Consider the following 14929-nt stretch of genomic DNA (forward strand, 5'->3'; position numbering starts at 1 on the left):
TCATTGAGGCCGGCCGCGACGATTGACCCAGCCCTCGCAAAACCCCTTCCACGCTGCGATCAACTTAGCACCACGGAGCTTTTCCAATCGCTCGCCCATGTGCCCGCGAAAACCATCGGCGATCATATCCACATCCCAACCGCCGCCATACTGTCGGCCGATCGAACGAAACTCGGCCTCGTCATCGCCATAGCGCAGCGACCCTCGCGGAAAGCCGGCTTCTGTCGGCTTGCGGCCAGCGACTGCCTTACGCGGTGCCGGTATAGCCCCCTGCCCCACGGAAACGTTTTCAACCGTCCCTTCCCGGCGCGCTTGGCGGCCAGCTGAATGCCTATCCAGTTCGTCGACTGTCTCGATTACCTCGGGCGCACCCTTTGGCTCAAACCGGAACTCAAGCTCAGTAACGGTTCTGCCCTGCCGGATCTCACGCCACTCGACACGGAAGTGAGCCAACTGATCGATCTCAGACTTGGCCTTTTCAAGAACTTTGCGGCGAAGCTGGGCAAAGTCCGTGTAGACATCGGGCGGGATACCAAGGGCAGCTCGGAGCGCCTGCATATCACCTCGCCATGTGGCCTGACGACGATGCAACCGAAGCGCCCCTAGTTCATACAACTTGAGCGCGTAATTCGAGCGGAAACCCAGAACAGCCTGACGGTTGAGAACGGCATAGGTTTCGGAGGCTTGAATCAGTTTGCGCGCATCTGGCGTGAACTCCCACTCGATCCAGCCTGCTTCGCCGCCCTCTTCCTCTGTCTCCTCACGCGACCGGGAGATCAATGAAAACAGCAGCGTTGCCTTCTTCCCACGCCAGGATTTGTCATCAACGGCAAAGAGCGTTCGGTGCAACTCCTGAAGCATGTCGGTGATCCGCTCATTGCCCTTATGGCCGCGGCGGATGTCTGCTTTGCGGATCCGGTGTGGCCGATCCTCCCAAGCATCTCCTCCAGCAGTTAGGATCATCAAAGCCAGCAGCCGAGACGCCGTGAGACTGAGCGATTCACCTTTGACGAACTTAATTTCGATGATGCTGCCAGGCTTGGCGAATTCGTCTCCGCCCTTCGCCTTCAGAGCAGCAGCAACGCGCATGGCACGGCCGGGAGTTACTTCCTCCAGGTCCTCTTCAACAGCTTCGGCTATTTGGCCAGCTTCACTTTCCATGCCATATTTCGATCAGAACGTGATTCTCGGGACTGGATTGCTGCCTGACCTGACCTCTTTCGTCAAGTCAGGTCAGGATAGTGACGTGGCCGCACCCCCCAAGCGGTCAGGATAGAATTGCCGCCCGTTGCAACGGGAAGCCGCGAAAACAGGCGAGTCGGTGGACCCTGGGTGAAAATAGGAAACTGCCCTTGATTTCGACCGGTTCGCGTTTCAGAAGTTAGCTACGGGAGGGCAGGGGACGCTCGATCGGATGAGACCCCCAAGGAGTCAGGAAGACCCCAATGGGTCAGGTAAGTGCCCCCGTTGGGTCAGGCTGTAGCCCCCATGAGGTCAGGGAAACTCCCCCATCCGGTCAGCTTTGTGGCTGTAAACGTATGGATTTACGTCACTTTTAGCCTGCTGAATCTGAATCTCTAGAATCATGAATGCTTCCGCTGCAAGCAGCGGCGTCTGTAAATTGATTTTTTGAGAAACAGATACCGATTCGTGTGCGGCACATGGGCTGCCCATTCGGTAAGCAGGGCGCACAAGTCACGCTACGGGGGAGGGGAGTAGGGCTGAGCTGGGCAGTCATGCCCCTCGTCAGCAATCACCCTACATCAGATCTCCGCGCCCTCGTCGCACGCCTTGGGGGCAAATGGTCAGGCAACACCGCGATGTGCCGTTGCCCGTCCCATGCAGACCGAACGCCGTCACTGGCGATCAGGCAAGGCGATCGCGGCATCCTCGTGACCTGCCATGCCGGTTGTGATGCTACCGATGTTCTCCGTGCACTGCGCAGGATTTCGAACCTGCCAAGCATTGGCCCCGCTGAGCTTGATGGCCGACAAGCTCAGCGGCCCACAGCCTTCCTCGCCATCTGGCACGCCGGTCGTCAGATCGAGGGCACCCTGGCTGAGAGATACGTCCGCGAAGTCCGCAACATCTGGTCACCACTTGAAGACCTGCGCTATCATCCCGGCTGTCCAAGAGGGCAGGGGAGGCTCGTTCAGTTTGAGCCGGCCTTGCTCGTCGCGATGCGCAAGGCTGGCGAGATCGTCGCAATCCAGCGGATTTTCCTCGATCCAGCGACTGCCCACTACACCGATAAGCTGGTGCTCGGGCAGGCCATTGGCGCTGCCTGGACCAACGGGTCGCCGGGTAAGACGATCGGCGTCTGCGAAGGGTTCGAAACTGCCGCGGCATACACTTCGCTCACCGGTATCCAGACATGGGCCACCATGGGCGCGAAGCGCTTCCACCAGGTCGAGATCCCGGCCAGCGTCGAGCGGGTGATCCTGCTTGCCGACAACGATCCCGAAGGACGCCGCGCCGAAGCCCGTGCGCGCGAAGCATTGGCCCGCCCGGGCCTGGCGATCGACACCGAGTGGCCACCGGGACGCATGAATGACTGGGCGCAGCTCCTGAAGCGATGAGGGGAGGGGGGCTGCGGGGGATGTGCCGCCGGTCGGCAGCAGACCTTACAATTCTCCCGGAGACCTCCATGACCGCTACGATCTCACGCAGCAGCGCCATTCTCGGCGCTGCGCGAACGCTTGCTGCCAAGCTCCTGCTGGCCATTCCCATCGACCGGGGGGCGCTCACCCAAGCCATGACCGAAAGCGCAGGTGCCATCGATGCGGAAGGCGCATGGACCCAGCGCGAGAGCTTCGAGGCGCTTGAGGTAGCGCTCGCCATGGCAATCCCGGAATTTGTTGGCCGAATGGATGCCGGTGCTGGCATCGGCACGCTCGAGGCACTGGCAAAGGAGCTACCCACCCACACGGTGCGCAGTGAAGACCAGATTGCTTTCCAGCAGTTCTCGACACCGCCGGCGCTCGCGTGCCTTGCCGTCCATCTCGCGCGCCTCGGCTCCGAGGATATCTTCCTCGAACCGAGCGCGGGCACCGGGATCATCGCATCGCTTGCCAAGGGCACCGTGAAGCAGTGCCTGCTCAACGAACTCGAAGAGACCCGCGCGGACCTGCTCGAAGGTCTGTTCCCGGGCGCGGCCGTCTATCGACATGACGGGGCCAAGATCGCCGCGTTGCTCGCCGGAACAGGGCGACCGAGCGTTATCGTGATGAACCCGCCGTTCTCGGTGTCGCAGTCTCGCGGTGAGGATCCGAACACGGCAGCCCGGCATCTGCGCTCCGCGCTCGATCACCTGTTGCCCGACGGCCGGGTCGTGGCGATCATGCCGGACTGGTTTGCTGACACCACGCGGGGCGGGGAGATCTATCGCCGAACGCTGGAGGGCGCGCGGGTCGTCATGTCGCTGCGGCTTGAAAAGGGCTGCTACGCCAAGCACGGCACCGGCATCGCGGTGCGGTTGCTGGTCATCGACAAGGTTCCGGGCGACACCTCGGTTTCGACGATCAACCGAGCGTCCGTGAGCGAGCTGTTCGCGGCGCTAGGACCTATTCCTCCACGCGCGGCGTTGCGCGAGGCCAGCCCGGTTGCCGTCGTCCGCCCCAAGCTCAGCCTGTTCCGATCGGTGAAGAGCGGCCCGGCGCGGCCGGTAATCGTCCGGGCACCGCAGGCCAATGAAGTCAGGCCCGTCGTCTACCAGGTGCTCGAGGAGGCCGCAGCCATGGGCGAACAGCGCGGGGTCTATGCCGATTATCGCCCCTCGCGCGTGGTCATCCCCGACGCAGGCGAGCATCCGACCCACCTCGTTGAATCCGCTGCCATGGCGTCAATCGCCGCGCCGAAGCCGGGCTACGTGCCGTGCTTACCTGAGCGCACGGTAACCGCGAGGCTGCTGTCCGATGCCCAGCTTGAGACCGTGATCTATGCGGGCGAAGCTTGGAGCCGCGACCTCCACGGCCGGTTCAGCCAGACCCCCGGCGAAGTGGCGCTCAAGGAAGATCCCGAGGGCCAACTCTACCGCACCGGCTTCTTCCTCGGCGACGGCACCGGGGCTGGGAAGGGGAGGCAGGCTGCCGCCTGCATTCTCGACCAGTGGCTCAAGGGCAATCGCCGCCACATCTGGATCTCCAAGAATGCGCCATTGCTCGAAGATGCACAGCGCGACTGGACCGCGATCGGCGGACTGCCGTCCGATATCATCGACCTCGCGCGCTGGAAGATCGGCGAAGATATCACCGCGCCCGAAGGCATTCTGTTCGTCCCCTATGGAACCCTTCGCTCTGCCCGTGTCGAGGATACCCGGCTCGACCAGATTGTGCGCTGGGCCGGTCCCGCATTCGAAGGCGTGATCGTGTTCGACGAATCCCATGAAATGGGCGGTGTCGCGGGCGGGGAGGGGGCTCTCGGTCAGAAACAGGGATCGCTCCAGGGGATCGCCGGCGTCCTGCTGCAAAACACCCTGCCGCGGGCCCGGGTGCTTTATGCGTCCGCCACCGGTGCCTCCGACGTCAACAACCTCGCCTATGCGGTGCGGCTTGGCCTGTGGGGACCGGGAACCGCCTTTGCGAACCGCGAGCAGTTCATCTCCGAGATCCGCGACGGCGGCATTACCGCGATGGAACTGGTCGCGCGCGACCTCAAGGCCTCGGGGCTCTATCTCGCCCGCGCGCTCAGCTTTGCCGGGATCGAGTACGACATCCTGCGCCACGACCTCAGCCACGACCAGATCGCGATCTACGACACCTATTGCGAGGCCTGGACGATCATCCACCAGAACCTCGAAGTGGCGCTCGAACTCACCGGCGTCGTCGATGGCCTTGAAAACCGCACGCTCAACAGCGGCGCCAAGGCTGCCGCGCGTAGCCGGTTCGAGGGCACCAAGCAGCGCTTCTTCGCGCAGGTTTTGCTCTCGCTGAAGCTGCCTTCGATCTTCCCGGCGATCGACGAACATCTGGCGCAAGACGAAAGCGTGGTCGTCCAACTCGTCAGCACTGCGGAATCGATCCTCAATCGGCGCCTCAACGAGCTCGATCCCGAGGAGCGCGAGGCGCTGGATTTGGACCTGTCGCCGAGGGAGGCGATTGTCGACTACCTCACTCGCGCATTCCCGACCCGCCAGATGGAGGAATACGTCGACGAGCTTGGCGATGTCCGCTCGCGGCCGATGTGGGACCAAGCTGGCAACCCGGTCCACAACCCCCAGGCTGAGGCCGCGCGCGAACAACTGATCGAACATATCTGCGCGATGCCGCCGATCCCGACCGCGCTCGATGCGCTGCTCGATCATTACGGGGTGAGCGCCGTGGCCGAAGTGACGGGGCGGTCCAAGCGCCTGGTCCGCGACGGCAGCGGCCAGCAGCGCCTAGAAAGCCGCTCGCCGCGCACCAACCTCGCCGAAACCACCGCGTTCATGACCGGCGCAAAACGCCTCCTGGTGTTCTCCGATGCTGGCGGGACGGGCCGGAGCTACCACGCGAGCCTCGATGCCAAGAACCAGCAGCGCCGGGTGCATTTCCTGCTCGAGCCTGGTTGGCGCGCCGACCGCGCGATCCAGGGACTGGGGCGAACGCACCGCACCCACCAGGCCTGTCCGCCGCTGTTCCGCCCGGTGACGACCGACTGCAAAGGCGAGGCCCGGTTCACCAGCACGATCGCCAGGCGGCTCGATGCGCTTGGAGCCTTGACCCGCGGGCAGCGTCAGACGGGCGGGCAGGGGATGTTCGATGCTTCGGACAACCTCGAAAGCGCCTATGCCAAGCATGCGTTGCACGATTGGTACGGGCTGCTGGCGACCGGCAAGCTCAAGAGCACCACGCTGGGCCAGTTTCAGACCATGAGCGGGCTTGAGCTCACCGACCAGGACGGGGTGCTCCGCGAGGACCTGCCGCCGATCCAGCGCTGGCTCAATCGCATCCTGGCAATGAAGATCGCGGTGCAGAATGCCATCTTCGACGAGTTCCTGACCCTTGTCGAAACCCGCGTCTCCGCCGCCAAGGAAGCCGGCACCTTCGATATCGGCGTCGAAACCGTCGCGGCCGAGACCTGCGAAGTTCTCTCGGATACGGTGATCCGCACCGATCCCGTGACGGGGGCGACCTCGCATCTCCTCGAACTGTCGCTGACCCAGCGGCGCAAGCTGCTCACGCTCGACCGCGTCCTGAAAATGGCCAGCTACGAAGACAAGCCGCTGTTCCTGCGCAACGGCAAATCGGGCAAGGTCGCGCTCGTGATCCCTGCGCCCTCGCACATGGACGAGGAAGGCGAACTGATCCGCCGGTTCGAGCTCGTGCGGCCGCTTCGCAATGAATACATCCTCGCTGGCCGGCTTGAGGAGTCTGCCTGGGAGCACGTGCCCAAGGTCGAGTTCAGCGCGCTGTGGGAGGCAGAATACGCCGCCGACGAGAACCAGCTGGTGACCGAGACGGTGTTTCTTGCGACCGGGCTATTGCTGCCGATCTGGGGTGCGCTGCCCAAGGAAGACCTCACGGTTAACCGCATCGTCGACAAGTCCGGGGCATCATGGCTCGGCCGTCATGTCCACGATCTCTACGTCGATGCAACGCTCGAAAAGCTTGGGGTCTCGCGCAAGGCGCAGACCGACCCGGCAAAGATCGCCCAGGCTATTCTGGGTGGCGGCACGTGGAAGGCGCCGCATCCGCTGAAGTTCACCGTCCGCACGTCCCGTGTAAACGGGGCGCGGCGGATCGAGATCGTCGGTGCTGAAGCTGCCCGCATCCCCGAACTCAAGGCCCTTGGCTGCTTCACCGAGATCATCGCCTACAAAACCCGGGTGTTTGTCCCGGGTGACAAGGCCGAGCTCGTTTTGACCAGATTGATCGCCTAGCTAGCGGCCGGAGCGGGATTGGGATCTCCAGTCGGCCCGAGGATCAGGTGGTAACGGGTGGCCTTGAGCGTTCCCGTTTGCCCCATCGCGCCGAGCGCGACCAGTTCCTGAAGATCGCGGGTTGCCGTGGCTCGCGAGGTGTCGGCGATCGAGATGAAGTTGGCTGCACTGAGACCGCCCTTGAAGCCGCCCGTCCCCTCCCGGAACATGCGCGCGATCACTTTCTCCTGCCGCGCGTTGAGCTTCCCCCTGTACCGGTCGTGGAACCGGGTCTTCTCCAGCAGGAAGTCGATCAGCGCCAGGCTGTGGGTCTGCGCCTCGAGGACAGTCTCGGCCCAATAGGCGAGCCAGTTGGAGATCTCGTTGAACTTGTTCGCCGCTTCGAGTGCGTCGTAATAGGCCGAGCGCCGCCGCTGGATGGTCTGCGAGAGCGCGATCAGGCTCGGCTGCCCGATTGCCTGCGAAAGCACTTTCTCCGCGATCGCGCGCCCAATCCGGCCATTGCCGTCTTCGAACGGGTGAACGGTCACGAAGTAGTGGTGGGCAAGGCCGGACCGGGTCAAGCCCGGTAGCGGTGTAGCGCCGCCCGGACCGGTGGCGGCAAACCATTCGAGGAACCTCGACATTTCCGCTGCCATCTCGCGCGACGGCGGCGCCTCGAAATGGACAGTTGGCTTGTGCAACGTGCCCGAGACGACCTGCATCGCGTCCTCGTGCTCGCGGTAACGGCCAACGACGTCGATGTCGCTGCGTCCACTCAAAACCAGTCGATGCCAGTCGCCCAAGACCGCTTCGGTCAGCGGTGCGGCGAAATCCCGGTAAAGCGCCATCATCATTTCCGCGATGCCGCGTTCGGCGGGCGGAATCCGGCGGGCTTCGGTTTCGAGACCGAACTCGCGGCGCAGCGAAGACTGGACGCTATCGCGATTGAGTAGCTCGCCCTCGATCTGCGAGGTTTTCATCGCTTCGTCGGTCATGACGTCGAGCACGACGCTGGTACGGTCCTCATCGCCGAGGTGCTTCACCACCCCGATCATGATCCCGGATTGCTGCAGGAAACGGGCCTCGTGCACGGCCAGGGCTTCGCTGTTCCAGCGAAAATTGGGCCAGTCCGGCTGCTGCCAATTCCACTTCATGAGGCATTCGTTCTCGCTTTATAACTCACCCGATAGCCCATTATGAGGCATAAAGCCATAATTTATGCCTCACGGGGTGCTGGCTCTCGTTGCCCAAAACTCAGGGCCATCAGCGGCGCTCTGCGTCCTGAATGGGTTTAACATCGGCGATGTTAAATAGGGCTGCGCTGTTATACCGTCCTACCTCACGTCAGCGATCGGGACGCGAATGGACCTCAAATGGATTCGATGTGGTTGTTGAGTAGTGAGGCGGTGACGAACAGACCATGCGCCTCTAGCGACCTCAGGTAGCCTTCGGCCGACATTTCCGGTCGCGTGAGGCGTGTGCGCAATGTTCGGATTGCGGCAACCGCCTTGCCTTCATCAAGAGCAATGGTGTCGGCGATGAACTCATCTGCAGTTCGTGCTTCGATGTTGAGCGGCGCCAGGACTGCCTCGGGGAAATCCGCGATATTTTCGGTGACCACCGCTTGGGCCTGTGTCTGGACGGCGGCAGCCAGTACATGTTCGTCATTCGCATCCGGAAGCCCGAAGGTCATCGACGCAAGCGAGGTGTGAGCCATTACCAAGGCTTCCGGGAAGGCGCGGTGCATGGCCTCGACTGAGCGCGCCGCGCGTGAGGTCGAATCTTCGATGCCGCGCTCGGCGAAAATCCTGCCCAGTGCGCCTTGCGTTTCATCGAGGATCCGCTGCGACCATCGCACCCGGAAGAATTCCGCTTCGGCCAGCGTGAGTAGCAGGTCCCGCCTAGGGGCGCTGACCAGTGTGCATGCATCTACTAGAGCTGTGTAACGATTGGCGAACATGGCGGCCGGCGATCAATAAAGGTCCGCGTCGCCCGAAAGCAGATCGTCCATCGCCTTGGCGCGTGTCTCATCACGCTTTGCCTTGTAGGCGAACACGTCCTCAGCCTTGAGACGACGATGCCGCCCGACCATGCTGTGCGGGATATCGCCCTTTTCGATCAACTTGATGAGGTAGGGCCGCGAAATATTGAGCAGGTCCGCCGCTTGCTGTGTGGTCAGCATCTGCTGAATCGGAACGAGCGTAACCGCATCGCCGCTGCCAATGTGGCGCAGCAATTCCAGGAAAAGGTCCGACATCGCCGGCGTAAGGGCGATTTCGACGGGCTTCCTCGTCTTCGGATCTGGCACGCGCAGCTTCGCCTCGCCCGCCTTCTGTGCGGCAAGAATTCGGCGAAGCTGGTTGGCGATCTGCCGGTCATCGGCCGAGGGCAGCCTGTTGCCAAAGGGCAAGGCGTTGGCTGGCAGGGTCATAGGCTCTCTCCGTGATGGCCATATGGGCTATCAGTTATTCGCAATAAACGCAACCAATTTCTCCGCTTCAGGTTCCGCGACTCCGTCATATCGCCGTAATCCATTGGTCTGAATTTCAATGCCCGTTCCTGAAATGTCGAGAGGAGGGGGGCTGGAAGGGGTGAGCCGAAGGGCTCGGTCAATCCAGCTTTCAGGAGCACCCCCAATGAACGACATCGAGATGATCCCGCTTGGCAAGCTGCGCTTGTCCGAGGCCAATGTGCGCAAGAACGACAGTAACCTCTTCATCGAGGAACTCGCCGCCAACATCGAGGCCAAGGGCCTCCTCCAGAACCTGATCGTCGCCCCGGCCAAGAAGCGGGGTATGTTCGACGTGACCGCCGGCGGTCGCCGCCTGCGCGCACTCAATTTCCTCCTCGAGGCGGGCAAGCTCGCCAAGGATCATCCCGTCGCCTGCCGCGTGCTCGACATCGATGCCGCCGAGCAGTCCGAGCTGTCGCTGATCGAGAACGTCATCCGGCTCGACATGACCCCGACCGACGAGATCCGCGCCTACAAGCACTTCGTCAATGAGGGCAGCGACCTCGACGCGATCGCCAAGCGGTTCGGCCGCACCCGCCGGTTCATCGAAGGCCGCCTCCGCCTCGCCGACCTTGCCGATCCGATCTTCGCCGCGCTCGAAGAGGGCAAGATCACCCTCGATGTCGCGAAGGCTTACGCCACCACGCCCAATCACGAGCGCCAGATGCTGGTGTGGAACGAGCTCTCGAACAGCTGGCAGGGCAACCAGGCCGATTCCATCCGCCGCATGATCACCCACAGCGCGATCCGCTCGTCCTCGCCGATGGCGAAGCTCGCAAGCGAAGCAGATTACCTCGCCGCCGGCGGCAAGATCGAGCGCGACCTCTTCACCGAGGATGGCGGCGAGACCTGGATCGATGCCGAGATTGCCCAGCGCATCGCGGGCGAGAAGCTGCAGGCCTTCGCGACCCAGATCGCCGAAACCTCGGGTTACGCCTGGGTGCGGCCGATCCTCGAGACCCGCGTGACCTATGGCGCAACCGAAGACCTCTACCAGGTCCACCTCGAACCCGCACCGCTTTCTGACGAGGAACAGGCCGAAGCCGACCGCCTCATGGAGACGATCTCCGCGCTGGAAGCGGAAAGCGACGGCGTCGACGAGGACGATGAAGCGGCTGCCGCCGAATTCCAGGCCCGCTGGGACGCCGCAACCAATGCCTACGATGCGCTCCACGACAAACCGCCGGTGATCCCCGAGGAGATGAAGGCCAATGTCGGCTGCTTCGTCATCATCGGCGCCGACGGCGAACCGACCGTGGCCAGCGGCCTCTACAGCGACAAGCCGCTTGAGAAGCGCAAGGCGCGCGGCGGTGCAGATACGCAGGGCGGCGCAGACAGCGGGGCAGGGGAGGGCGCAGGCGCCGCCTCGGCACCCAAGCCGTTGTCGCAGAAGCTGGTCGAGGAACTCGCCGTCCAGCGCCGCGACATCCTCGCGATCAACCTCGCCTCCAACCCGGCGATCGCGCTCGACTACCTGATCTTCGCGATCGCGGATTCTCGCGCACTCTACAGCGCCCAGGCTCTCGGTACGACACTGCGCGCGCCGTCACCCTCGCTTTACCTCGCCAACTATCCCGAAAGCCCGGCGCATACGCTGATGGCCGACATGCGCGAGACGCTCGATATGTCCTGGACCGAGCACCGCCACACGGTCGACCGGTTCGCCGCGTTCAGCGCGCTCGACGACGATGCCAAGGCTAGCTGGCTTGCCTGGTGCATGGCCAAGACGCTCGAAGCGAGCATGGGAATCGACAAGAAGGCCGGCCAGTCGGGTCCCGAGCCGATCGACCTTCACGATCACCTTGCCACCCTGATGGGGATCACCGTCGCCAGCCACTGGCGGCCGACCTCGGCCAACTACTTCGACCGCGTGAGCAAGCAGACGCTGCTCGCCCATGTCAGTGAAGTCGGCGGGCCGACTATGGCGGCGAGCTTCATGGGCTCGAAGAAGGGCGACCTGTCGGCGTCGTGCGAGAAGCTGTTCGCGGGCGAAACGATCGTCGCGCCCGAGGTCAAGGAAGCGGCGCTTGCCTGGGTGCCCGAGGCGATGCGGTTCCGCGCCACCGCCGCCAGCGAGAGCGAAGACGAGCAGGTGCCGATCGAAGCTGGGGGCGAACCCGCGCCGGAGGGTGAGGGCGATGAACTGGAGGCCAGCGAAGATCAGGACGCCGAAGCGGCCGAGCCTGTCGACGCCTGATCCATCCCCAGCGAAGCAGCCGTGGGCCCACCGGCCTGCGGCTGCACGTCTCCCGCATACAGGACATGTCCCATGACCACGCTGACCAAATTGCGCGCCCGGGTTTCACCGCAAGCAATCTCCAAAGTGACCCGCATCTTCAACGGGACCCTCGACGACATCTTCGCCGAACTCTTCCAGAACGCGCGGCGCGCCGGCGCCACACGCGTCGCGGTCACGGCCGAGCACCTGGACGATGCCTGCCTGATCACCGTCGATGACGATGGTGCAGGCATTACCGATCCCATCGATCTCGTCTCGCTCGGCCAATCCGATTGGTCCGGTGAATGCCGGACACGAGAGGATCCCGCCGGCATGGGCTTCTTCAGCCTCGCTGGACTCGACACGGTGGTTAGTTCCACCAGTGCTGTTGGCTCGTTCTCTTTGGGAATCGCAGGCGATGCCTGGACCGGGGAGGCCGACATAGAGGTGCTCCCCTGGGATGGCCCGCGCGGCACGACAATCGCCTTTCACTTTCCGCCCGGACCCGATGGCAAGCTCGAGCGGACCGTTGAGGCGGCGGCGCGGTTCTTCCCCCTGCCGGTCACTTACAACGGCAAGGATCTCGCCCGCACCGACTTCCTCGCCGATGCCTACAAGATCATCGAGCGCGACGGATTTCGCATCGGGGTGTTCCGCGACCAGCATTCGCCGCACGTCGCGACACTCAATTTCCACGGGGTGACGCTCAAGCACGCGTTCCCGGTGATCAAGGAAGTTCACCACACCCAGTGGAGCGTCCAGGTCGAGATCGTCGATGCCCCGGACCTCGTGCTTGTTCTGCCCGCCCGCAAGGAGATCTACCGCAATGCCGTACTCGACCATCTCGTCGAGCTCTGCCGCCGGGCCATCTTCTCGGTCATCTACGCCGAACCGCTCCATCGGCTGAGTTTCGAGGACTGGCTCGAGGCGCGGTCCTACTGTCCGGATTTTTCGCAAGCCGCGCGGCAACTGCCGCTTTGGTGGCCGACGCTGGCGCGCGACGACTACCGCGAGGTACCGCGCTTTGCCGATCTCGAAACTGGTGCGGCGATCTACGACGACACGGACTCGTTTGACGCCGTATCCTTTGGCCGCGCGCTGCGTCGCTCCGCGGGCGATGAGCCGCACAAGCTGGCCGGGCCGGAGCCGCTGGCGTTCTACGAGCCGATCACCAATATCATCGGCTACCCCTGGTATGACGGGATCCGGTGTTTCGTGCGCACCGGCGAATGCTTCACGCACGACGGTGGCGCGCCTGCGGAGGGCGATGAAACACTGACCCTACGGCCCGACGCCATCCGGCTCGAACTCACCGACCAGCATGGTCGCCGCCTCGACATCGAGACTGACTTTGTCATCCAGGAAAGCGACGATAGCTGGGGCGATCCCGATTGCGCGCGGATCGCGTTGACCCAGAGCTCGGAGCTGAGCCCGGACGATCTCACCGACCTCATCATCGATGCCGTATTCTCGCCCTCGGACGACTCCGACGCAGACAGCTACGACACGCAAGAAACTCGCTTCCGGCATGACGCTGCGGTGCGGGCCCACGCTATCCTAGAGGGCGAGGACGCCGCGATTATCGCTGGCATCCGGATGGCATTCGCCGACCGGATCGCCTGGCGCATTCCGCATGGGCGGACGCTGAACCTCACCTGGTCGCGGGGAGGCTCGCATCTCCAGCTTGCCGATGCAGGGGAGGGCTCCGACCAATGACCCGCCATCCCAAGCCCGACGTCGCCCAGGTCATCACCGACCTCATCCTCGAGAAGATCGCCGCCGGCACCGCCCCGTGGCTCAAACCTTGGTCGGCGACCAGCACCCGTCCGCTGCGCCACAACGGACTTTCCTACACGGGGATCAACACCTTCTTCCTTTGGGCCGTCGCCGAGAGCCGCGGCTTCACCAGCCCTTATTGGATGACGTTCAGACAGGCGATCGAACTCGGGGGCCATGTCCGCAAGGGCGAGAGCGGCTCGTTCAGCGTGTTCTATTCCTCGGCGCGCAAGACCGACACCGACCGCCTGACCGGGGAGGCGACCGAAAAGACCATCCGGTTCATGAAGTGGAACCACGTGTTCAACGCGTCGCAGATCGACGGCCTGCCGGGGCACTACTATCCCGAGCCGCCAAGCCCGGCGGCAATCGGCGAATTGTCCGCTGGCGTGCGGGACTTCCTCGACGCGATCCCGATCCGCGTCGTCCATGGCGGCGATAGCGCGCATTATTCGCCGGGGACCGATACGGTAACCTTGCCGCACCCGCAGGCGTTCCATTCAATTGAGTCTTACTTTTCAACGAGATGCCATGAACTTGGACACGCCACGGGGTCACCCAAGCGGCTCAACCGGCAGTTCGGCAAACGCTTCGGTGACGACGCTTACGCTTTCGAAGAAATCGTCGCGAGCCTGACCCAAGCCACCTTGTGCGCCGAATACGGCCTGCCCAACGAGCTCCACGACAGCCATGCCTCCTACATCCATCACTGGATGAAGATCCTGCGCGGAGACAAGACAGCAATCCTCCACGCGGCAGCCAAGGCCGAGCAGGCGGTCAAATGGCTGCGCCAGTTCGATCCGGCCCTGGCGGGCGAACTCAAGGAGGCGGCTTGACGGGAGCCTTCGACCCGCTCGCAGCGCGAGCGGGAAGGGGAGGGGGTGAGGACCCGGCGCGCCATGAGGCGCGAAGGAGACCCCTCGCGATGAACTACGATCTCGACTTTCGCTATCGCCGCGCACTTCAGCCTGACGGCCTTGCGACCATCCCGACCGCAACCCAGGCAGTGGTCGATGCGATGCAGGACGCGCGCAATGCCGGCATAGACCCGGCCCGCGATCCCGCGACCATCCTGCTGGCCCGGCACCTCGGCCGCATTGCGCTCGGCCATGCGCCCGACGAGACCTTCACCGAAGACACGCCGCTGCGCCGGCAGTGCATCGCCAAGATCGATGAACTGAAGTCCAAGCCGGCGTTGGTCGCGCTCGCTCGCCGCGGCATCGGCTATGACCCCGAAGCCAAGCGTGCTTTCCACCGCGAAGCCCGCTCGGCGCTCAGAGTCGCAGCGCGCCATCTGGGGCTCGGTCCCGACCAGTACGACCTGCGCAGCAATTTTGCAGGGCCCGCTGTCTCGGGCGAGATCACCCTTCATGGCGACGAGATCTACGTCCAGGTCTCGATCCCCTGCATCCGGCCCGGGCGCGAGGTCATGTTCCGCCGCTGCAAGGGCCGCCAGGACTACCTCGGGGACCGCAATCACTTCTGCGACATCGCCGTGCTCGCCTCGCCGCACAGCTTCCGCTCGCTGGTGGTTCGCGAGACCGGCCTTTCCATCAACCCGCGCGAGCAATCGCTGCTCTAG

General features: G+C 63.6%; 10 protein-coding genes. 6 read left to right on the forward strand and 4 right to left on the reverse strand.

What is annotated here, in order from left to right; all coding sequences use genetic code 11:
* The gene (locus B0I00_RS15405; RefSeq protein WP_198519274.1) at positions 1-1161 is read right to left on the reverse strand and encodes a replication initiation protein; all 1161 of its coding nucleotides are present in this window, start codon (positions 1159-1161) and stop codon (positions 1-3) included.
* Positions 1162-1820: 659 nt separating this feature from the next.
* On the opposite strand from B0I00_RS15405, the gene B0I00_RS17425 reads away from it, so the two are divergent.
* Both B0I00_RS17425 and B0I00_RS15415 read left to right on the forward strand, forming a co-directional pair.
* Entirely contained in the window at positions 1821-2579 is a 759-nt protein-coding gene (locus B0I00_RS17425) for a DUF7146 domain-containing protein (RefSeq protein WP_456299531.1), read from the forward strand.
* Between the two features lie 68 nt (positions 2580-2647).
* The gene (locus tag B0I00_RS15415; protein ID WP_100868300.1) at positions 2648-6859 is read left to right on the forward strand and encodes a strawberry notch family protein; all 4212 of its coding nucleotides are present in this window, start codon (positions 2648-2650) and stop codon (positions 6857-6859) included.
* On the opposite strand, the gene B0I00_RS15420 is transcribed toward B0I00_RS15415, so the two are convergent.
* The 3 genes from B0I00_RS15420 to B0I00_RS15430 form a co-directional block, all read right to left on the reverse strand.
* Complete coding sequence (locus tag B0I00_RS15420) at positions 6856-7995, reverse strand: Fic family protein (RefSeq protein WP_100868301.1); 1140 nt, start codon at positions 7993-7995, stop codon at positions 6856-6858. The genes B0I00_RS15415 and B0I00_RS15420 overlap by 4 nt on opposite strands.
* Before the next feature lie 215 nt (positions 7996-8210).
* Entirely contained in the window at positions 8211-8801 is a 591-nt protein-coding gene (locus B0I00_RS15425) for a PIN domain-containing protein (RefSeq protein WP_100868302.1), read from the reverse strand.
* Positions 8802-8813: 12 nt separating this feature from the next.
* Positions 8814-9272 carry a helix-turn-helix domain-containing protein gene (locus tag B0I00_RS15430; protein WP_010890902.1) on the reverse strand — a complete coding sequence of 153 codons (459 nt, stop codon included), beginning with the start codon at positions 9270-9272 and terminating at the stop codon, positions 8814-8816.
* A 205-nt stretch (positions 9273-9477) separates the two neighbouring features.
* On the opposite strand from B0I00_RS15430, the gene B0I00_RS15435 reads away from it, so the two are divergent.
* The 4 genes from B0I00_RS15435 to B0I00_RS15450 all read left to right on the forward strand — a co-directional run bounded on the left by B0I00_RS15435 (position 9478) and on the right by B0I00_RS15450 (position 14929).
* Complete coding sequence (locus B0I00_RS15435; RefSeq protein ID WP_100868303.1) at positions 9478-11550, forward strand: ParB/RepB/Spo0J family partition protein; 2073 nt, start codon at positions 9478-9480, stop codon at positions 11548-11550.
* 72 nt (positions 11551-11622) lie between these two features.
* Positions 11623-13287 (forward strand): ATP-binding protein, encoded by a 1665-nt coding sequence (locus B0I00_RS15440; RefSeq protein WP_100868304.1) that lies wholly within the window; start codon positions 11623-11625, stop codon positions 13285-13287.
* Complete coding sequence (locus B0I00_RS15445) at positions 13284-14183, forward strand: ArdC family protein (RefSeq protein WP_100868305.1); 900 nt, start codon at positions 13284-13286, stop codon at positions 14181-14183. Before B0I00_RS15440 ends, B0I00_RS15445 begins: the two co-directional genes overlap by 4 nt.
* Positions 14184-14272: 89 nt before the next feature.
* Positions 14273-14929 carry a hypothetical protein gene (locus B0I00_RS15450; protein ID WP_100868306.1) on the forward strand — a complete coding sequence of 219 codons (657 nt, stop codon included), beginning with the start codon at positions 14273-14275 and terminating at the stop codon, positions 14927-14929.

The sequence above is a fragment of the Novosphingobium kunmingense genome, assembly GCF_002813245.1.
Lineage (GTDB): Bacteria > Pseudomonadota > Alphaproteobacteria > Sphingomonadales > Sphingomonadaceae > Novosphingobium > Novosphingobium kunmingense.

What these genes read in the sequence shown, in the direction of transcription:
- B0I00_RS15430 (WP_010890902.1), bottom strand. Translation starts at nt 9,272, where the DNA reads ATGACCCTGCCAGCCAACGCCTTGCCCTTTGGCAACAGGCTGCCCTCG.
- B0I00_RS17425 (WP_456299531.1), top strand. Translation starts at nt 1,821, where the DNA reads ATGTGCCGTTGCCCGTCCCATGCAGACCGAACGCCGTCACTGGCGATC.
- B0I00_RS15445 (WP_100868305.1), top strand. Translation starts at nt 13,284, where the DNA reads ATGACCCGCCATCCCAAGCCCGACGTCGCCCAGGTCATCACCGACCTC.
- B0I00_RS15425 (WP_100868302.1), bottom strand. Translation starts at nt 8,801, where the DNA reads ATGTTCGCCAATCGTTACACAGCTCTAGTAGATGCATGCACACTGGTC.
- B0I00_RS15435 (WP_100868303.1), top strand. Translation starts at nt 9,478, where the DNA reads ATGAACGACATCGAGATGATCCCGCTTGGCAAGCTGCGCTTGTCCGAG.
- B0I00_RS15450 (WP_100868306.1), top strand. Translation starts at nt 14,273, where the DNA reads ATGAACTACGATCTCGACTTTCGCTATCGCCGCGCACTTCAGCCTGAC.
- B0I00_RS15440 (WP_100868304.1), top strand. Translation starts at nt 11,623, where the DNA reads ATGACCACGCTGACCAAATTGCGCGCCCGGGTTTCACCGCAAGCAATC.
- B0I00_RS15405 (WP_198519274.1), bottom strand. Translation starts at nt 1,161, where the DNA reads ATGGAAAGTGAAGCTGGCCAAATAGCCGAAGCTGTTGAAGAGGACCTG.
- B0I00_RS15420 (WP_100868301.1), bottom strand. Translation starts at nt 7,995, where the DNA reads ATGAAGTGGAATTGGCAGCAGCCGGACTGGCCCAATTTTCGCTGGAAC.
- B0I00_RS15415 (WP_100868300.1), top strand. Translation starts at nt 2,648, where the DNA reads ATGACCGCTACGATCTCACGCAGCAGCGCCATTCTCGGCGCTGCGCGA.